Genomic DNA, 19,890 nt, shown 5'->3' on the forward strand with positions numbered 1-19,890 from the left:
ATTACTCCCTCCCTGCGCGCTGGGTATCGTTGCGTAACGCGTTGGCGCGACGCTGGTCCATGATGCTGCTCGGACTGTAAGACGAAGAGTCATCATTGCTGGCACTGCTGCCAGACGAAGGCAGCTTCATCAAATTGGTATTTTTCTGGCCATTCTGACCACCTGAAGCCTGACCACCGCGCATCAGTTGATCCAGTGGCAGCACCATCAGGCTGTTACCACGGTCATTAACCAATACTTTGCGCGTATGGCTCAGCACGCGTTCCATGCTTTCGATATACAGACGCTCTTTGGTGATTTGCGGTGCCGCTTTGTATTCCGGCAGCAGTAAAGCAAAGCGTGCTACTTCACCCTGCGCTTCTAATACCGTACGCTCTTTGTAAGCGCGGGCTTCTTCCAGAATACGCTGCGCCTGACCGTTCGCACGCGGCTGTACTTCGTTGGAATAGGCTTCTGCTTCACGCACATACTGCTCGCGGTTTTCACGTGCGGCGATGGCATCGTCAAACGAGGCCTTCACTTCTTCCGGTGGACGTGCCGCCTGGAAGTTGACGTCAAGCAGGGTAATACCCATGTTGTAAGGACGGATGGTTTCATCCAGCTCGCGTTGCGTTTCGCTACGCACCACGGTACGGCCTTCGGTGAGGATACGGTCCATGGTGGAACGACCAATCACGCCGCGCAGCGCGCTGTCGGTGGCCTGACGCAGGCTGTCGTCAGCGCTGGTGACCGCATACAAATATTGCTCAGGATTGGTCACGCGGTACTGCACGTTCATTTCCACGCGCACCACGTTTTCGTCCGAAGTCAGCATCACGCCAGAGGCGGCCAGTTCACGCACGGCTTCAACGTTAACGGCTCGCACCTGATCGATAAAGGTCGGCTTCCAGTTCAGGCCCGGCTCAACCAGATGGCTGAACTTACCAAAACGGGTCACAACGCCACGTTCTGCTTCTTTGATGGTGTAGAAACCGCTGGCAGCCCAGATGACGACTGCGGCTACGGCTACGATGCCAACCAGTTTGCCACCGCTACCGCCGCCGCGCTGGCCATTGTTGTCACTCTGTTTGCCACCGCCCAGTCCGCCGAGTTTTTTACTCAGTTTACGGAAGATATCATCCAGATCAGGAGGCCCTTGATCGCGCCCTCCCTTATTTCCCCCAGAGTTGCCGCCTTGATTATTGCTGCTTCCCCACGGGTCGCGGTCCTGTCCGTTATTTCCGGGCTGATTCCACGCCATGTTTCTACTCCATTTATTGTATTTACGTTTTTTACCCTTCCTATTTCGAATTGCAGCCCAGAGAAATAATTGCAGCAATTTTCAATGATTTGGGTAAAGGCGTTAGGGCAATATCAAACAATATAACTGGCTAACGAGGGTTCCTGTTTGCACAAACGACGCCAGTCAACGATCGGCATTCGCACATGCATCCCCACAGAACCATCATCTTCATTCCATTCTTTCTCAATCGCCTGCAGCTGATAGAAGCGGCTGCGCAAACGGCCCGCTTCCGGCGGCAGACGTAAATCATACTGCGCAATTTCACCGGCTAAGCGTTCAGACAACGCCTGCCAAAGTAAGGGTAGACCTTCACCGCTCTGAGCAGAAAGCCAGACGCGCGTCGGCTTATTCTCTTCATCACGATCAATACGCGGCACAAAACCTTCCAGCATGTCGATTTTGTTCATAATCAACAGCGTGGGAATTTCATCCGATTCGATTTCTGCCAATACTTCATTGACGGCTTCGATGTTGTCATTGACGCGCAAATCGGCGGCGTCAATCACGTGCAGTAATAGCGTCGCCTGACGTGTTTCCTGCAGTGTGGCTTTAAAAGCCGCGACTAAGTCATGCGGTAGGTGGCGGATAAAACCTACGGTATCCGCTAATACCACGTCCCCCACGTCTGCCACATTCAGGCGACGCAAAGTAGGATCGAGAGTCGCAAACAGCTGATCAGCCGCATACACATTGGCTGAGGTCACCGCATTGAACAGGGTAGATTTGCCGGCGTTGGTGTATCCCACCAGCGAAACGGTAGGCACATCGGCTTTGGCGCGTGCTTGTCGGCCCTGTTCGCGCTGCTTCTCCACACGCTCAAGGCGGGAAAGGATGAGACTGATGCGGTTACGCAGTAAACGACGGTCCGTTTCCAGCTGCGTTTCACCGGGACCACGCAAACCGATCCCGCCTTTTTGGCGTTCAAGGTGCGTCCATCCACGCACCAAACGGGTTGCCATATGGCGCAACTGTGCCAGCTCGACCTGTAATTTACCCTCATGGGTACGGGCGCGCTGAGCAAAAATATCGAGAATTAAGCCAGTGCGGTCGACCACGCGACATTCACACACTCGCTCGAGATTACGTTCTTGGGCAGGCGATAAGGCATGATCGAATAACACGACCGATGCTCCACTCGCTTTCACCGCATCGGCAATTTCAACTGCCTTTCCTTCACCGACAAAATATTTGGGATGTGGCGCTTTACGGCTGCCAGTAATCACTTGCAGCGCTTCGACGCCCGCAGAAGAGACAAGAGTTTCGAACTCCTGCAAATCTTCCAGCTCTTTGTCTTGGGAGAACCAGATGTGTACCAGTACGGCCTGCTCACCGGCATCATAACGGTCAAACAAGCTATAACCTCGCTAAAATAAAATAACCAGGACGGGAAAACGTTTTCGCTCCCCAGCCCTGGCTTTACGGCAGCGCAAAATTATTCTGCGTTATCGCCGTCTTGTTGTGGCTGCGACTGAGCGCCCTGGTTGCTTCCGCTATGGTGGTAATTGCTGCTGCCACCGCTACCGCCCGGGTTATTGCTATGGTGCGAAACCGGACGAGAAGGAACCACTGTAGAGATGGCGTGCTTATACACCATCTGGCTAACCGTGTTTTTCAACAGAATGACGAACTGATCAAAGGATTCAATTTGCCCTTGCAGCTTAATACCATTCACCAAATAGATCGAAACCGGTACACGTTCACGACGCAATGCGTTCAAAAACGGGTCTTGTAATGATTGCCCCTTAGCCATTCTATCTTTTCCTTATATGCTTGTTGTTTGTTACTTTAAGAACCGTGGTTCAGAAAAACTGCGTAAAAATTTGCGCACGATAACAGACCAATTGTACACAATCGTCCCTGCTACGCACTAACTACCTGAAGCACCGCATTACGGGCTAATTCTGGCTCGTCACTGTCTAACCAGTGAACGTTGGGCCAGCCACGTAACCAGGTCATCTGGCGTTTAGCGAGCTGCCGGGTGGCGCAAATTCCCCGATAAACCATTTCGTCGTAATCGATTTCACCAGAAAGATAAGACCACATCTGGCGATAACCTACACAACGAATGGAAGGCATATCCGTATGCAAATCACCTCGTGCAAACAGTTCACGAGCCTCCGCTTCAAATCCTGACGCTAGCATCTGGTCGTAACGCAACGCAATGCGTTGATGTATCAGTTCACGACTCGCCGGAGCGATAGCAAACTGGTACACGTCGTAGGGTAACGCTTCGCCGGACGTTTTTGTCAGTTCCGTTAAAGTTTTACCCGAAATAAAAAAAACTTCCAGTGCTCGCGAAAGTCTCTGCGGATCATTCGGATGAATACGACTACCGGCGACCGGATCGATTTCACACAGCTGGCGGTGTAAGGCATCCCACCCTTTCTCCGCCGCCATTTGCTCTATCTGCTGACGCACCTCGGGATCGGCCGAGGGCAACGGCGACAATCCTTCAAGTAACGCCTTGAAGTAGAGCATGGTTCCACCAACAAGCAACGGAATCTTACCCTTCTGGGTAATCTCCGCCATTTCCGCTAGCGCATCGCGACGAAACTCTGCAGCAGAATAAGCTTCCGCTGGGTCGCGAATGTCTAGCAAACGATGGGGCGCCAGTGCTAACTCCTCTGCCGACGGTTTCGCCGTGCCAATATCCATCCCGCGATAGATTAAGGCAGAGTCAACGCTGATAAGTTCCACCGGAAGTTGCTGACGCAGCGAAATCGCTAATGCCGTCTTACCGGAGGCGGTAGGCCCCATCAAAAAAATTGCCTTTGGCCGGCTAGCCTGGTTTAGTTCACTCATGCTTCAACGCGTTAATCGCGCTCTCAATCTCAATGGTCTGTAACAGACCTGAAGGCGGCGACTTGAGCAGATGCGGACAAAGCCTTTCAAGCTCTGCCAGCAGTGCAATCGCCTGCGAGTGATTCCAGTGAGCGTTTTCTGCATCATCACGACGTGCCAGCCATTGGGCCAGCGCCGATGCAGAAACCTCTTGCTGCCGGGCCAGATAGCCTAACAGGTCTGGAATCAAGATTTGTAAATTTTGTGTGCGTAACGGTAAAGGGACAGCGCGCAGGGTGGCGTGCTGACCTTCTCGTTGTAAATCAATGCCCATCAGCCCAAGTAACGCGCTCTGGGCATCAATCACATTCAACTCTTCTTTGGCAATTTTCAGCCGTACCGGGATCAGTAAAGGTTGAGGTTTCAGGCCTTCTTCTCCCGGTTGTAACTGGGCCTGTTTCAGCCAGCGTGAGGCCACACTCAGTGACAACAACTGTAATTGATGACCACGTTCTAGCAGCGCATATTGATCATGCATCACACTCAGCACGCGGCCAAAACTTTGCGCATGTGCAGCCAACGGGGCTTCTTGTGCTTCAGGCTGACGCGCGCGGGCTGATTGTGGCGTGGTGGCACGAAGAGTTTCGGCCACAGGCGTTTTCATTAGCTGCTGGTAGGCGGCACCTTCACGTGCGCGATAGACCGGCTCTTTACTCTGCCAGTTGGCTTGTGCGCCACTCGCCGCCGCAACGCCGCTACTGCGTGATGTGCTGGCAGGCTGCGCAAAATGATTCGCTCCTGCTGCCTGTCGGTTCTCTGGCTGCCACTTTGGCGCAGGCTCTTCCGCATGTGTGCCAGGTAACTCAGCAGCACGACTCGCCTGCAAAGCGCTCATGACGCCCTGCCAGATGAAATCATGCACCAGGCGTGACTGGTGAAAACGGACTTCGTGCTTGGCGGGATGAACGTTGACATCAACCTGGTGCGGATCGATCTCCAGATACAGCACATAAGCGGGTTGCTGATCTTCACCCAACTGCGTCTGGTACGCTTGCCGAATAGCATGGTTGATTAGCTTGTCACGCATCATGCGGCCATTGACGTAGCAATATTGCAGATCCGTCACCTGACGTGACCCGGCGGGATCGGCCACCCATCCACGTAATGCCAGATCGTCATGCTGCCAGTCAATGCGCAGTGCATGCTGCATAAAGGTGGTGCCACAGATGGCGCCCAGTCGGCGTTCACGCTGGGCTTCCTGATCCACCGCGCGATACTGGCGAATCATCTTGCCGTTGTGGGTCAGCGAAATCGCCACGTCAAAGCGTGCCAGCGCGATGCGGCGAATCACTTCATCAATATGGGTAAATTCGGTTTTCTCGGTGCGCATAAACTTACGTCGCGCCGGCGTGTTGTAAAACAGATCGAGCACTTCCAACGACGTCCCGACAGGATGCGCAGCGGGTTTCACCGTGACATCCATATCACGCCCCTCCGCATAGGCCTGCCAGGCTTCAGTTTGATCTACAGTGCGAGAGGTTAGCGTGAGACGTGAAACCGAACTGATACTGGCGAGGGCTTCGCCGCGAAAACCGAGGCTCATAATCGCCTCAAGATCATCCAGCGAGGCAATTTTACTGGTGGCATGGCGAGCCAGCGCCATGGCCAGTTCGGATTTGTCGATGCCACAGCCGTTGTCGCGGATGCGGATTAATTTCGCGCCACCCTTTTCGATATCAACGTCAATGCGCGTCGCGCCGGCATCAAGACTGTTTTCCACCAGCTCTTTTACGACCGACGCCGGACGCTCAACCACTTCGCCTGCGGCAATCTGGTTCGCCAGCTGCGGCGGTAAAATCTGTATTGGCATGGTGGTGATCCTTTAAAAGGACTGGCGCCGCAGCGCCAGCAATCAGGATTGTGGAATCTTTAAGTTTTGCCCCAGCATCACGTTGCTCGACTTCATATTATTCGCCTGCATGATGGCTTTGGGGCTCACACCATAATGGGCGGCAATGCCGGTGAGCGAGTCACCGCGAACCACTTTGTGTCGCGCGGGGCGACTCGCGGCAGTCACGCTGACGCCTGATTTCGCCGGGACCTTCAGGCGCTGCCCTACCCAAACCACATCGCGCTTCAGGCTATTGAGGTCACGCAAGGTTGCCATGCTGACACCGTATTTGGCGGCAATCCCTGACAAGGTCTCACCGCGCGTGACCGTATGCCGCTGCGTGGCGCCAGTGTATTGCACGGTACCGGTTGCCGGGTTGCTGGCAACGCTAACCGCTGGTGCGCTGTCCAGCGGCCGGTTTTCCTCCTTTGGGAGCGATTGCAGCGGATGCGCGAGGAAATAATTACGCAGTCCTTTATAAATCGACTGAGCAATCTTCTCCTGATACGCGCTGCTGCCGAGCAGCCGCTCCTCCGCTGCGTTACTGATAAAGCCAGTTTCAACCAGTAAAGAAGGGATATCCGGTGAACGCAACACGCCCAGACTGGCGTGTTCCGGTAAACGTTTATGCAGTGGCGTGATTCCGCGCAGCTGCTGCAATACTTTCACTGCAACGTCATAGCCAACGCGCTGCGAATGGCCAAACTGCAGATCCAGCACCGCCTGACTCAGGTAAGGGTCCGCCTGACTGTTTGCCAGCAAATCACCCGCACCGCCCAACAATTCTGACTGCTTCTCTTTCTGTTCCAGCCAATTCGCCATTTCGTTATTGGCGCGGCGGTTCGACAACACCCAAACCGATGCACCCGTCGCCGAATGGTTAGGTGCAGCGTCAGCGTGAATCGATACCAGTAAATTGGCATTCTCTTTACGCGCCACTTCGGAACGGCCCATCACCGAAATAAAGTAGTCGCCGTTACGCGTCAGCACCGGTTTAAACATCGGATCCTGATCCATCAGCGCTTTCAGTTTACGCGCAATGGCAATGGTGACGTTCTTCTCGTGCAAACCGTGTTGGCCAGATGCACCGGGATCCTGACCGCCGTGACCGGCATCAATCGCCACAATCACCGTATCATTACGGGAAACCGCGCCACCCGGACGTACCGTGGTATTGCTACTGGTGACGGCGGTCACCGGATTGCCGTTAAACGGGTTAGCCGCACTTTCGCTTTGGCGGGCAGTGGTCACCGGTGCAGCAGCCGTACTGCGTTTTACCGGTTGCGTACCACGAATGGTAAACACCACGCGATACTGATTGCCGTCACGCTGAGTGGTCGCACGCGTGTGCGCCGCCTGCGTCAGTTCGAACACCAGACGAATACTCTGTTTGTCTTTCGGCTGGCTATTACGGATACGTTGCACGATATTCTCGCCGCTAAAGTTCAGCGGTAAGCCCTTGATCGCACCGCTTTGGCGGATATCCAGCACCACGCGATTGGGGTTGTGCAATGGGAAGAAACCATACACCGGCTGGCCGTTAAAGCTCAGCGTGACGGTTGCCTGGCTGTCACCGTTATCCACTTTGATGTCTGACAAAGTGGCAGATAACGCCGAAGCCGAAACCATACAGAGCGCAGCCAGCAGAATTCCTTTCATCCATGAAGTCATGCCGATTCCCTGCCTTGCTGGAATTGTGCCAGCAGCGTTTCACCCACCGCAGATACCGCGCTGATCTCCGCTTCTCGCGCTGCGTCCACATAGCGCAGCGTCAATGCCAGATCGGGTTCGGGTAACACACCGGCGCCCTGTTGCGGCCATTCGACCAGACACAATGCATCCCCGCTGAAGTAGTCACGGATCCCCATAAACTCAAGCTCTTCGGGATCGGCCAGGCGATAGAGATCGAAGTGATAAAGCGTACGTGAGCCAAGTTCGTACGGCTCTACCAGCGTATAGGTTGGGCTTTTGACATTACCCTGATGGCCAAGCGCCTGCAAAAAACCACGGCTAAAGGTGGTTTTACCGGCGCCGAGATCGCCATAAAGATAGATAACCAACGCGCTGCTGCAAACGCGGGCCAGTTGCGCACCCAGATTCAGGGTTGCCGCCTCATCGGGCAAAGGGATAACACAGGTCTTCATGCTTTATTGTTGAATCATCTCTGGATTAACAAACTGCCACAGCAGTTCGAACAAATCAGTGGCTAACATACCGCGCGTGCCACGCTGCCGGGCAACCGCATCTGCCGCTGCACCGTGTGCGACACAGCCCGCGCAGGCTGCCTCAAGTAAAGTCAGTTTCTGGCCCAGCATGGCCGCAATGATACCGCTCAGTACATCGCCCATGCCGCCGGATGCCATGCCCGCATTGCCAACATCGGCAATCGCGATGTCACCCGCCGCGCTGGCAATCATCGTGCCCGCACCTTTTAGCACCACCACACCGCCGTAGCGTTTGGCAAGAGTTTGCGCCGCATGTAAGCGATCGCACTCGATCTCACTGGTCTTAACGCCCAATAGCCGTGCGGCCTCGCCAGGATGGGGTGTAATGATGCGATTCTGACGGTAATCCGGCTTGATTGCCAGCAGGTTAAGCGCATCAGCATCCCAAAGCATCGGCTTTTCACTGGCCGCGACTTTTTTCAGTGCCTTCTGAGCCCAATCACGTTGTCCCAGCCCAGGTCCGATAGCGATCACGTCCGCCCATCGCAGGGCCTGTTCCAGCGTTTCTTCACTCAGCTTGTCGACCATGAGCTCCGGCCGGGCCGTCAAAATCGGACCGATATTATCTTCATGCGTGAGCACACGCACAAGCCCAGCGCCACTGCGCAGCGCCGCTTCCGCCGTCATTCGGATCGCCCCGGCGGTGCCGGTATCCCCTCCCACCACCACTAAACGTCCATGATCGCCTTTATGCGAGGTGGCTTTGCGTGGTTTCAACCAATGCGTAAGATCAGCCGCATCGTAGCGTTGGATGGCGGCCGTTTCACCCGCGAGGAAGGCACCTAGCCCTAACGCATCACAATGCAAACGACCCACGTGATCGCGAGCTTTGCCGGTTAACAGCCCCGGTTTCAGCACAATCATGCTAAGGGTGTCATCCGCGATGATGGCATTGCCTGGCGTGGTGCCGGTGGCGGCATCCAATCCCGAAGGAATATCTATCGCGAATATCGGTGCAGCATGCGCGTTGGCCAGCTCAATCAGCTCAGCGTAAGGCGCGGCGGGCGCACGATTGATGCCGGTGCCCAGCAATGCATCGATGATCACATCACTCTTTTCCGGCCATGGCGCATCCGGTGCATGAATTACGCCCCCCGCCGCCAGCCAGGCTTCTTGCGCCTGCTGCGCTTCCTCCGGCAGCGGCTTGTTGCCGTTACACGCCAGCAACGTCACATTTAGCCCCGCAGCCTGCGCCAGTCGCGCCACCACATAGCCATCGCCCCCGTTATTACCGTGCCCGCACAGAATCAGCCAATGCTGCGCCTGAGGCCATTGCGCCCGCACCCGCTCATAGCTCGCCTGCCCCGCGCGCAGCATCAATTCATACAAGGTCAAGCCCAGGCTATCCGCCGCATCGCGCTCCAGTTGCCCTATCGCCTGCGCAGGCCAGACAGAGTGTGGTAAACTGCGCGGGTTTGCTTCAATTGCCTGGTTTCTCATGTCATACCCTCTCGATCTTCAACAGCTTGCCCACCAAATTAAACAGTGGGGGCGCGAACTCGGCTTTCAGCAGGTTGGTATTTGCGATACCGATCTTAGCGCTGAAGAGCCCAAATTACAGGACTGGCTGGAGAAGCAGTATCACGGAGAGATGGACTGGATGGCGCGCCACGGCATGATGCGTGCGCGTCCGCATGAACTCCTGCCCGGCACACTGCGCGTGATCAGCGTGCGCATGAACTACCTTCCGGCCAAAGCGGCGTTTGCCAGCACCTTAAAAAATCCACAGCTAGGCTATGTCAGCCGCTATGCGCTGGGCCGCGATTATCACAAAGTATTGCGCAATCGCCTGAAAAAGCTTGGAGAAATGATTCAGGCCCATTGCGGTGAACTCAATTTCCGTCCGTTTGTGGATTCCGCACCGATTCTGGAACGCCCGATTGCCGCCAAAGCAGGATTGGGCTGGACCGGTAAACACTCGCTTATTCTCAACCGTGAGGCGGGTTCCTGGTTCTTTCTTGGCGAGCTGTTGATTGATTTACCGCTACCGGTCGATCAGCCGCAAGAGGAACAGTGCGGCCGCTGCGTCGCTTGCATTACCATTTGCCCCACCTCCGCCATTGTCGAACCCTATGTGGTCGATGCGCGGCGCTGTATTTCCTATCTCACCATCGAGCTGGAAGGCGCGATCCCTGAAGAGTTCCGTCCGCTGATTGGCAATCGCATCTACGGCTGTGACGATTGCCAGCTTATCTGCCCGTGGAATCGTTATGGTCAGTTAACAGATGAAGATGATTTCTCGCCGCGTGCGGTGCTGCATGCTCCGCCGTTAGTGGATCTTTTTAAGTGGGACGAAGCGAAGTTCTTGCGCGTCACTGAAGGCTCTGCGATTCGACGCATCGGTCACCTGCGCTGGCTGAGGAATATCGCGGTGGCATTAGGCAATGCGCCCTGGGCAGAAGAAAATCTGGTGGCGTTGCAAATGCGCAGCGGTGAACACGCCATGCTGGATGAGCATATTGATTGGGCCATTGCGCAGCAATTACAGAGGCGTGCGGCACAGGGCGTGGATGTTCAGCCCGCGAAGAAACAGCGATTAGTGCGCGCCGTCGAGAAAGGCCTGGCACGTGATGCGTGATTAACCAATCGCGCAGGATAAAATCCTTTTCCACATGCTGTGAATAAAATTATAGAGCCGAATAGTGACGGGGATCATTATATCGTCTAGCAAGACTATTCACAGACTGAAATACCTTTAAGGCATTAAAAATCAATGAGTTAAGTGATTACTGTAAACATTTAAGTAGAATATAGCGCGCAGGGGCTTGTCCAGAGCTTGTGGATAACTCTGTTCAAAACAGTTTTGCAGATAGGGTAAAACGCCGTCAGCACGTTGCAGGCGCATTGTGGATAACCTGTAAGATAACTGCAACAGACTACAGGCATCATTGGTGCTAACAAGGAACGCAAAATTAACAGAAAGAAAACCAGGCCGCATGAGATCGATTAAGACTGCAGCAGTTTTAAGTCTGATTACGCCCGAGGGCAAATAACATTAGTGAATATGAAAATCTGGAGCGGGAAACGAGACTCGAACTCGCGACCCCGACCTTGGCAAGGTCGTGCTCTACCAACTGAGCTATTCCCGCAAAGAGGTTACTGCTAACGAAGTTTGGAGCGGGAAACGAGACTCGAACTCGCGACCCCGACCTTGGCAAGGTCGTGCTCTACCAACTGAGCTATTCCCGCATAATCTTCGTCTTTCAATTTGCTGCTGCGTTAGCTTCACTCACACAGGTCACTTACTAACGTAAACTCTCTGTGATTCGTTCAGTTGCTGCCTTGCCGCAAACCGAAATACTTGATTCTGGAACTTCGTGTTACTGCTGCGCACCGTTGTAAATTCTTCACCGGTACGGGGTGCGCATTATACGAGAAATCCTTTCAGTCGCAAGAGTCTAAAAGCAAAATTTTGCGCTTTCAGTGCGTTTGCTGCTTTAATCAGCAACCTGATGATTTCCTGCGCACCCTTAGCCGATTAAAGCTGCAAGAAGTGTTCGCGATAGTACGCCAACTCGGCAACGGACTCGCGGATATCATCCAGCGCCTGGTGGCTCCCCGCTTTTTTGAAGCCTGGCAGGATATCGGGTTTCCAGCGACGCGCCAGTTCTTTCAGCGTGCTGACATCCAGATAACGGTAATGGAAATAGGCTTCCAGCTCCGGCATGTATTTGAATAAGAAACGGCGATCCTGCCCAATGCTGTTGCCGCAGATCGGCGAAGTATTCGCAGGTACCCACTGTTTCAAGAACTCAATCGTCGCCAGCTCCGCTTCACGATCGCCATACTGGCTAGCCTTAACGCGCTCCACCAAACCGCTATTCGTGTGCGTGCGTACGTTCCACTCATCCATCAATGCCAGCTGATCATCAGACTGATGTACAGCGAACACCGGGCCTTCTGCCAGGATGTTAAGATTGGCATCGGTGACGATCGTGGCGATCTCAATAATGCGATCCTGCTCCGGATCCAATCCGGTCATTTCCAGGTCGATCCAAATCAGATTATTTTCATTTCCAGCTGTCATGCGTTTCCCGCCTGTTGCCAAAGTCGTCATTACACTCGTTTCAGGTGTATCATAGACGTTTTGCCCAGCGGGGCGAAGCCTGGCGAAAGCCGTGAGAGGATGCGTGAGCAAAAATAAACTGTCGAAGGGTCAACAACGTCGCGTAAGCGCTAACCATCAGCGTCGTCTGCAGCAACGGAACGAAAAGCCGGAACCGGATGACAACCTGTTTGGAGAAGTGAGCGAAGGCGTAGTGATCAGTCGCTTCGGCATGCACGCAGACGTGGAAGATGGCGTGGGCGAAGTGCACCGATGTAATATCCGCCGCACCATTCGCTCGCTGGTCACCGGCGACCGTGTGCTGTGGCGTGCGGCCATTGGCGGCGGTAAAGGTATCGTGGAAGCGGTTCACGATCGTAAAACGGTGCTGACCCGTCCGGATTTCTATGACGGCGTGAAACCTATCGCTGCCAATATCGATCAGATCATTATTGTATCGGCGATCCTGCCGGAGCTGTCGCTGAATATTATCGATCGTTATCTGGTGGCCAGCGAGACCCTCGGGGTCGAACCGTTGCTGGTGCTGAATAAAACCGATCTGCTCGACAAAGAGGCGCGTGCATTTGTCGACAAGCAGATGGATATCTATCGCAAAATTGGCTATCGCGTGTTGATGGTTTCAAGCCGCGCCAAAGATGGCCTGGCAGAGCTGGAGCAGGCCTTAACCGATCGCGTGAGCATTTTTGCCGGTCAATCTGGCGTGGGTAAATCCAGTTTGCTGAACAACCTGTTGGGACTGGATTTGGCAGGCGATGAGATTCTGACTAATGATGTGTCTGATAACTCCGGTCTGGGCCAGCACACCACCACCGCTTCACGCCTCTATCACTTCCCGCACGGCGGCGATGTGATCGATTCTCCAGGCGTACGTGAATTCGGTTTATGGCATCTGGAGCCGGAACAAATCACCCGTGGATTTGTCGAATTCCGTGAGTTTCTCGGCGGTTGCCGATTCCGCGACTGCAAGCATGATACCGATCCCGGCTGTGCCATTCGCGAAGCGGTAGAGGAAGGGACGATTAATCGCTCGCGCTTCGATAACTACCACCGGATTCTGGAGAGTATGGCGCAGGTAAAAACGCGTAAAAACTTTTCCGCCAGCGAAGATTAACGGGTACAACGGCACATTCGCCAACTGACCGGGGCGCTGCTACAATCCGCCCCCTTTTGTGTAAACCAAGCGTAATTAAGCCAGGAGGCAACGGTGTTTGATCGTTTTAAACTCGGCCTGAATCATATTCTGCCTAAAAAAGGGCTGACCGAACTTGCTGGCTGGGGCGCCAGTCGTCGCGGTGGCTGGCTGACCAAAGCGGTCATCGACATGTTTGTCTGGTACTACAAAGTGGATATGGCGGAAGCCAGCAAACCCCATACCGGTAGCTATCGCACTTTCAATGACTTCTTCGTACGTCCTTTAAAAGAGGGTGCGCGTCCAATTGATCCCGATGCGACCCTGCTGGCGCTGCCTGCTGATGGTGCAGTGAGCCAGTTAGGCCATATCGAAGGCGATCAGATCTTCCAGGCGAAAGGCCATTACTATTCATTGCAAGCCTTGCTGGCCGGTAACGACGATCTGGCGGAAAAATTTGTCGATGGTGAATTCATCACCACCTATCTTGCCCCGCGCGATTACCACCGCGTACACATGCCTTGTAACGGCATTCTGCGCGAAATGATTTATGTGCCGGGCGATCTTTACTCCGTCAACCCGCTGACAGCACGTAACATCCCGAACCTGTTTGCACGCAATGAGCGTGTGATCTGCGTCTTCGATACCGATCATGGCCCGATGGTGCAGATTCTGGTGGGTGCGACCATTGTTGGCAGCATCGAAACCGTGTGGGCGGGCACCATTACGCCACCACGCGAAGGCGTGATCAAACGCTGGCGATATCCTTCGGCCGATCATGACGGTGCCGTTGTGCTGCTGAAAGGTCAGGAGATGGGACGTTTCAAACTCGGTTCAACGGTGATTAACCTGTTCGCACCGGGCCGCGTGAAGCTGGCGGAAAGTCTCGAAGCTGAGAGCAAAACCCGTCTTGGCCAACCGCTGGCGATTGCCCTGCCGCAGCCCGGCGACAGCGCCCCGCTCGCTGAATAACCGGAACCTATCCCGTGCGCGTTTTTCTCTCTCTGCTGCTGAGCCTGGTGCTCAGCAGTTCTGTATTGGCAGCCACCGTTCCTCCCGCAAGCCAGCTTAAGCAAGAGCTGGAGACGGCCAAATCTGCCAAAGCCTCTCCTGCACAAGCCGAGCAAGTTCAGGCCATTGAAGCGGCGATCAACTTCCTCTCTGAGCGTGATGAATCGCTGGAGCGTGCTAAACAATATCAGCAGGTGATTGATGATTTCCCGCGGCTGGCCCGTGAACTGCGTCAGCAGATCGCCACGCTGACCGACAGCAGCAAAACGGTGCGCAATAACATGAGCAGCGCCGAGCTGGATCAGGAAATCCTGCAAATCAGTAGCCAGCTGCTGGAAGAGGGCCGACAGGCGCAGCAAGAGCAGGATCGCGCACGAGAGATCAGCGATTCACTTTCACAGCTACCACAGCAGCAGACTGACGCACGTCGGGCGATGACCGAGAGCGATCGCCGCGCTCAGGGCTTTTCAGCGGCCGCCACGCCGCTGGCTCAGGCGCAGATTTATGCCCGCCTGGCAGAGAATGCCGCCAATAAAGCGCGCGTCGATGAGTTAGAACTGGCACAGCTCTCCGCCAATAATCGCCAGGAGTTGGCGCGCATGCGGGCGGAAGTGCATCAGCGTAAAGCCACGCAGCTGGATAACTACCTGCAATCGCTGCGCAATCAGCTTAATAATCAGCGTCAGCGGGAAGCGGAACTGGCGCTGGAGCGCACCGAACAGCTGGCGGAAAACAGCGGCGATTTACCGGCTTCGATCAGCGATCAATTCCGCGTGAACCGTGAGCTATCAGCCGACCTGAATGCGCAAGCTCAGCGTATGGATTTGGTCGCCTCGCAACAACGGCTGGCCACCAATCAAACGCTGCAAGTGCGTCAGGCGCTCAGCACGCTACGCGAGCAGTCACAATGGCTGGGCGCATCGAATCTGTTGGGTGAAGCTTTGCGTGCCCAGGTCGCCAGACTGCCGGATATGCCGAAGTCGCAGCAGATCGACAGTGAGATGGGCCAACTGCGCGTACAGCGACTGCATTATGAAGATTTACTGGAGCGGCAAAAGGATCTTCGCAAGGAGAAGCAGGACGATGGCACGCCGTTTACCAGCGAGCAAACCCGTATTCTCGATGCCCAGCTGAAAACCCAGCGCGAGCTGCTCAATTCACTGATCTCCGGCTGCGATACGCTGATTCTGGAAATCACCAAGCTGAAGGTGTCGAACACGCAGTTGCAGGACGCGCTGGGCGAAGTGAAAGAAGCTACGCACCGTTATCTGTTCTGGACGGCGGATGTCAGCGCCATCGATTTGAAGTATCCGATTGACGTGGCGCGTGACTTAACTCGTCTGCTGTCGCTGGACACCTTAGGGCAACTCGGTAAAGCGCTGGCGATGATGTTTACCAGCAAAGAAACCGTGGTGCCGATTATTGGCGCGGTGCTTCTGGTAGGCTTCAGTATCAGCTCGCGTCGTCATTTCAATGACTTTATGGCACGCTCCGCCAGCAAGGTTGGGAAAGTCACTCAGGATCGCTTTAGCCTGACGCTGCGCACGGTGTTCTGGTCTATCCTGGTCGCCGTGCCGCTGCCGGTGCTGTGGGCCGCGCTGGGCTTTGGCTTACAGCACGCCTGGCCTTATCCGTTCGCCGTTGCCATTGGTGATGGCATCACCGCCACCCTGCCCCTGCTGTGGGCCTTTATGATCAGCGCCGCCTTTGCGCGTCATGATGGGCTGTTTGTGGTGCACTTCCGCTGGCCACAAGCGCGCGTGGCGCGTGCCATGCGTTACTACTCGCTCACGGTTGGCCTGATTGTGCCGCTGATCATGCTGCTGATTGCCTTTGCCAATCTGGACGATCCGCAGTTCTCCGGCACGCTCGGCCGCCTGTGCTTTATCCTGATTTGCGGCGCGTTAAGTATTGTCACCGTCAGCCTGAAACGTGCAGGGATTCCGCTGTATCTGGATAAAGAGGGCAATGGCGACAACTTCATTAACCGCATTTTATGGAACCTGATGATTGCCATTCCGCTGGTGGCGGCGCTCGCTTCCTGCATTGGCTATCTGGCGACCGCTCAGGCTCTGCTGGCACGTCTGGAAACATCGGTGGGCATTTGGTTCTTCCTGCTGGTGATTTATCACATTATTCGCCGCTGGATGCTGATCCAACGTCGCCGCATCGCCTTTGACCGCGCCCGTCAACGCCGTGCCGATATGCTGGCGAACCGTGCGCGCAGTGAAGAAGAAAAAGATCAACAAACGCCCGCCAACGCCGATACCATCGAAATTGAAGAGCCAAGCCTGGATTTGGATGAGATCAGCGCGCAGTCATTGCGTTTGGTGCGCTCCATTCTGACGTTGATTGCGCTGGTGTCGGTGATTGTGCTGTGGTCGGAAATTCACTCGGCCTTTAGCTTCCTCGACAATATCCCGCTGTGGGATGCCAGCACCACGGTGCAGGGTGTCAAAAGCGTACAGCCGATAACGCTGGGTGCGGTGCTGATTGCCATCCTGGTGTTCATTATTACCACCCAGCTGGTGCGCAACATGCCTGCCCTGCTGGAACTGGCACTGCTGCAACACATCAGCCTGACGCCCGGCACCGGTTACGCTATTACCACCCTGACCAAATACGTACTGATGTTGATTGGCGGGTTAGTCGGCTTCTCCATCATTGGCGTTGAATGGGCGAAACTGCAGTGGCTGGTGGCGGCATTAGGTCTGGGACTGGGCTTTGGTATGCAGGAGATCTTCGCCAACTTTATTTCTGGTCTGATTATCCTGTTCGAAAAGCCGATTCGTATTGGTGATACCGTGACCATTCGCGATTTGACCGGCAGCATAACCCGCATCAATACCCGCGCCACGACGATTACCGACTGGGACCGTAAAGAGATTATCGTGCCGAACAAGGCCTTTATCACTGAGCAATTCGTTAACTGGTCGCTGTCAGATTCCGTCACGCGCGTAGTGCTGACCATCCCGGCCCCGGCGCACGTTAACAGTGATGAAGTCACCAACATTCTTAAACAGGCTGCCGAGCGCTGTACCTACGTGCTGGATATGCCTGCACCGGATGTGTTCCTGGTAGATTTGCAGCAAGGTATTCAGCTGTTTGAACTGCGTGTGCACGCTGCCGAGATGGGTCACCGCATGCCACTGCGTCATGAGCTGCATCAGTTGATTTTGCGTGGCTTTGAAGAGCACGGTATTGAGATGCCGTTCCCACCGTTCCAGGTGCGTATGGAAACGCTGGGACGTAAAACGCCGGCGGGCAATGGATCACCGTCCAGCCAGACTTTCAAATCTGGCGGCTTATAAACGACAACGCCCGGCAATCACCGGGCGTTGTTTTTTCTGCTGGGCGTTACTTCACAAACTCTTCGCCCTGCGCGATATCTTTCTTCAGCGTCTCCAGCATGCCGCTGAGCGCCTGCTGTTCAAACGCACTCAAAGGCCCCAACGGGCGACGTTCCACGATACCGTTCTTGCCGATCAGCAGCGGCTGTGAGAAGAAGCGCGCATATTCGCCATCGCCTTCAACATAAGCGCATTCCACGACGTTGGCTTCGCCCTGTAACGCACGCACCAGTGAGAGTCCAAAGCGCGCCGCAGCCTGCCCCATGGACAAGGTCGCCGATCCGCCACCGGCTTTGGCTTCCACTACTTCCGTGCCGGCGTTTTGAATACGTTTGGTGAGGTCAGCCACTTCCTGTTCACTGAAGCTGATGCCTTTAACCTGCGAAAGCAGCGGTAAAATCGTCACGCCTGAGTGACCGCCCACCACCGGAACCTCGATCTCAGTTGGCTGTTTGCCTTTGAGCGCTGCGACAAAAGTATTGGCGCGGATGATGTCGAGGGTAGAAATACCAAACAGGCGGTTCTTGTCGTACACACCCGCTTTTTTCAGCACTTCAGCCGCAATGGCCACCGTGGTGTTAACCGGATTGGTGATGACGCCGATCAGCGCTTTCGGCGCGGTGCTGGCAACCTGTTCGATGAGGTTTCGCACAATGCCCGCGTTGACGTTAAACAGGTCGGCGCGATCCATGCCGGGTTTACGTGCCACACCAGCAGAAATCAGCACAATATCTGCCCCATGCAGCGCAGGTGTCGCATCTTCGCCGCTAAACCCTTCTACCTTCACGGCGGTGGGAATATGGCTGAGATCGACCGCCACACCTGGCGTGACCGGAGCGATATCATAAAGTGAGAGAGCGGAACCTGCGGGTAATTGAGTCTTGAGCAGCAGTGCGAGCGCCTGGCCGATACCACCGGCTGCACCGAGAACGGCAACTTTCATCCTGAACTCCTTATGAAGGTGGGGCAGAGATATGCCGAAAATCCATCAGGTTACGAGTTTAATCAACTTCTCAGGCGATAGCGACAAACCTGTCGCGCAATAACATGACGCCGCAATCGGCTCCCGAGACATCTCCACTTCAGAAGTCGCCTGAATGATACAATCGCAGCCAGAAAACAATGGACGGCAATGATCATCGATATAGTTGTTACCACTTCAATACTATAACAACATTGCAACCTTCGCTTTGCGCGTCAGCCCGCGATTTTGGCGCAACACAAAACTCTGCTATAATGCCGCTCCGCAGTTGATTAGCGCGATTCTCTCACTACGCTTATTGCATAAAAATTCATCTAAATGCATAATAATTTATCTGCCGCTGGCCTGTTGCCTGCTGCACCCCTCTTTTATTGGTAGCTTATGCGAAACCCATCAAAACAAGACGACTTGATCAAAGCGTTCAAAGCGTTATTAAAAGAAGAAAAATTCAGCTCTCAGGGCGAAATCGTGCAGGCGCTGCAGGAAGACGGCTTCGAGAACATCAACCAGTCAAAAGTTTCTCGTATGCTGACCAAGTTTGGTGCCGTGCGCACCCGCAATGCCAAAATGGAAATGGTGTATTGCTTGCCAGCTGAACTTGGCGTGCCGACCACCACCAGCCCATTGAAGAATCTGGTGCTGGATATCGATTACAACGATGCCTTAGTGGTGATTCACACCAGCCCCGGTGCCGCGCAGTTGATTGCCCGCCTGCTGGATTCGCTTGGTAAAGCAGAAGGTATTCTCGGTACCATCGCCGGTGATGACACCATCTTTATCACTCCCGCGCGCAATTTCTCCGTTAAACAGCTGCACGATGCCGTGCTGGTTTTATTCGAACAGGAACTATAAAACCCTGCTCTTAACCGGCAGTTCATCTGCCGGTAACAACCTTCATTACTGACACGTTTCCCGCCACGCTTGTTACAAAATCCTTTGTTAATAATAAGTTATCTATATAGCTGCCGGTTCTGCACCCGGTAAAATATTGGTACGACCTTTTCCCCTTCTTAACCATTAGCGCTATTTTACACTGCTTTACATATTGTGCTCAGTGGTTATCGCTTCCTATTTCGTATCAGCCAGCGGGATCAACCATGATCTTTCGCACGAAAAGATAATTTGATGCAGATCATTGTTTTTACGAATAAATAATGGTCAATGGTTAAGAAT

The 19,890-nt window shown here is 54.5% G+C and carries 15 protein-coding genes and 2 tRNA genes; 5 read left to right on the forward strand and 12 right to left on the reverse strand.

Annotated features, from left to right (window positions below; all coding sequences use genetic code 11):
• Position 1: 1 nt before the first annotated feature.
• The 8 genes from hflK to nnr form a co-directional block, all read right to left on the reverse strand.
• Positions 2 to 1,240 carry an FtsH protease activity modulator HflK gene (hflK, locus tag ACXI0A_RS19265; protein ID WP_200576663.1) on the reverse strand — a complete coding sequence of 413 codons (1,239 nt, stop codon included), beginning with the start codon at positions 1,238 to 1,240 and terminating at the stop codon, positions 2 to 4.
• Positions 1,241 to 1,353: 113 nt separating this feature from the next.
• Positions 1,354 to 2,634 carry a ribosome rescue GTPase HflX gene (hflX, locus tag ACXI0A_RS19270; protein WP_224933993.1) on the reverse strand — a complete coding sequence of 427 codons (1,281 nt, stop codon included), beginning with the start codon at positions 2,632 to 2,634 and terminating at the stop codon, positions 1,354 to 1,356.
• 80 nt (positions 2,635 to 2,714) lie between these two features.
• Positions 2,715 to 3,032: an RNA chaperone Hfq gene (gene hfq / locus ACXI0A_RS19275; RefSeq protein ID WP_034829366.1), complete on the reverse strand. Its 318-nt coding sequence runs from the start codon at positions 3,030 to 3,032 to the stop codon at positions 2,715 to 2,717.
• A 110-nt stretch (positions 3,033 to 3,142) separates the two neighbouring features.
• Positions 3,143 to 4,084, reverse strand: coding sequence for a tRNA (adenosine(37)-N6)-dimethylallyltransferase MiaA (gene miaA / locus ACXI0A_RS19280; protein ID WP_224933994.1), 942 nt, complete (start codon positions 4,082 to 4,084; stop codon positions 3,143 to 3,145).
• Positions 4,077 to 5,933 (reverse strand): DNA mismatch repair endonuclease MutL, encoded by a 1,857-nt coding sequence (mutL, locus tag ACXI0A_RS19285; protein ID WP_476150829.1) that lies wholly within the window; start codon positions 5,931 to 5,933, stop codon positions 4,077 to 4,079. Before mutL ends, miaA begins: the two co-directional genes overlap by 8 nt.
• Positions 5,934 to 5,975: 42 nt before the next feature.
• Positions 5,976 to 7,625 carry an N-acetylmuramoyl-L-alanine amidase AmiB gene (amiB, locus tag ACXI0A_RS19290; protein ID WP_476150828.1) on the reverse strand — a complete coding sequence of 550 codons (1,650 nt, stop codon included), beginning with the start codon at positions 7,623 to 7,625 and terminating at the stop codon, positions 5,976 to 5,978.
• The gene (tsaE, locus tag ACXI0A_RS19295) at positions 7,622 to 8,098 is read right to left on the reverse strand and encodes a tRNA (adenosine(37)-N6)-threonylcarbamoyltransferase complex ATPase subunit type 1 TsaE (protein ID WP_034829377.1); all 477 of its coding nucleotides are present in this window, start codon (positions 8,096 to 8,098) and stop codon (positions 7,622 to 7,624) included. The genes amiB and tsaE overlap by 4 nt, the downstream gene beginning before the upstream one ends.
• Positions 8,099 to 8,101: 3 nt before the next feature.
• Complete coding sequence (nnr, locus tag ACXI0A_RS19300; protein ID WP_476150827.1) at positions 8,102 to 9,619, reverse strand: bifunctional ADP-dependent NAD(P)H-hydrate dehydratase/NAD(P)H-hydrate epimerase; 1,518 nt, start codon at positions 9,617 to 9,619, stop codon at positions 8,102 to 8,104.
• Between nnr and queG the strand changes: the two genes are divergently transcribed.
• Entirely contained in the window at positions 9,618 to 10,757 is a 1,140-nt protein-coding gene (gene queG / locus ACXI0A_RS19305; RefSeq protein WP_476150826.1) for a tRNA epoxyqueuosine(34) reductase QueG, read from the forward strand. The two genes, nnr and queG, sit on opposite strands and share 2 nt — an antisense overlap.
• A gap of 435 nt (positions 10,758 to 11,192) precedes the next feature.
• Here the strand turns inward: queG and ACXI0A_RS19310 are convergent.
• From ACXI0A_RS19310 to orn, 3 genes are all read right to left on the reverse strand, one after another.
• Positions 11,193 to 11,268 (reverse strand) — tRNA-Gly (locus ACXI0A_RS19310).
• Positions 11,269 to 11,292: 24 nt separating this feature from the next.
• Positions 11,293 to 11,368, reverse strand: a tRNA-Gly gene (locus ACXI0A_RS19315).
• A gap of 289 nt (positions 11,369 to 11,657) precedes the next feature.
• Complete coding sequence (gene orn, locus ACXI0A_RS19320; RefSeq protein WP_224933999.1) at positions 11,658 to 12,206, reverse strand: oligoribonuclease; 549 nt, start codon at positions 12,204 to 12,206, stop codon at positions 11,658 to 11,660.
• Between the two features lie 103 nt (positions 12,207 to 12,309).
• Between orn and rsgA the strand changes: the two genes are divergently transcribed.
• From rsgA to mscM, 3 genes are all read left to right on the forward strand, one after another.
• Positions 12,310 to 13,356, forward strand: coding sequence for a small ribosomal subunit biogenesis GTPase RsgA (gene rsgA / locus ACXI0A_RS19325; RefSeq protein WP_224934000.1), 1,047 nt, complete (start codon positions 12,310 to 12,312; stop codon positions 13,354 to 13,356).
• Positions 13,357 to 13,449: 93 nt separating this feature from the next.
• A complete protein-coding gene (gene asd, locus ACXI0A_RS19330; protein ID WP_224934001.1) occupies positions 13,450 to 14,346 on the forward strand; it encodes an archaetidylserine decarboxylase in 897 nt (298 codons plus the stop codon).
• A gap of 14 nt (positions 14,347 to 14,360) precedes the next feature.
• Positions 14,361 to 17,696, forward strand: coding sequence for a miniconductance mechanosensitive channel MscM (mscM, locus tag ACXI0A_RS19335; protein WP_476150825.1), 3,336 nt, complete (start codon positions 14,361 to 14,363; stop codon positions 17,694 to 17,696).
• A 46-nt stretch (positions 17,697 to 17,742) separates the two neighbouring features.
• On the opposite strand, the gene mdh is transcribed toward mscM, so the two are convergent.
• Positions 17,743 to 18,678 carry a malate dehydrogenase gene (mdh, locus tag ACXI0A_RS19340; RefSeq protein ID WP_224934003.1) on the reverse strand — a complete coding sequence of 312 codons (936 nt, stop codon included), beginning with the start codon at positions 18,676 to 18,678 and terminating at the stop codon, positions 17,743 to 17,745.
• A gap of 420 nt (positions 18,679 to 19,098) precedes the next feature.
• Between mdh and argR the strand changes: the two genes are divergently transcribed.
• Entirely contained in the window at positions 19,099 to 19,569 is a 471-nt protein-coding gene (argR, locus tag ACXI0A_RS19345; RefSeq protein WP_100703261.1) for a transcriptional regulator ArgR, read from the forward strand.
• Positions 19,570 to 19,890: the final 321 nt, after the last annotated feature.

It is taken from the genome of Pantoea sp. C1E2 (genome assembly GCF_056491465.1).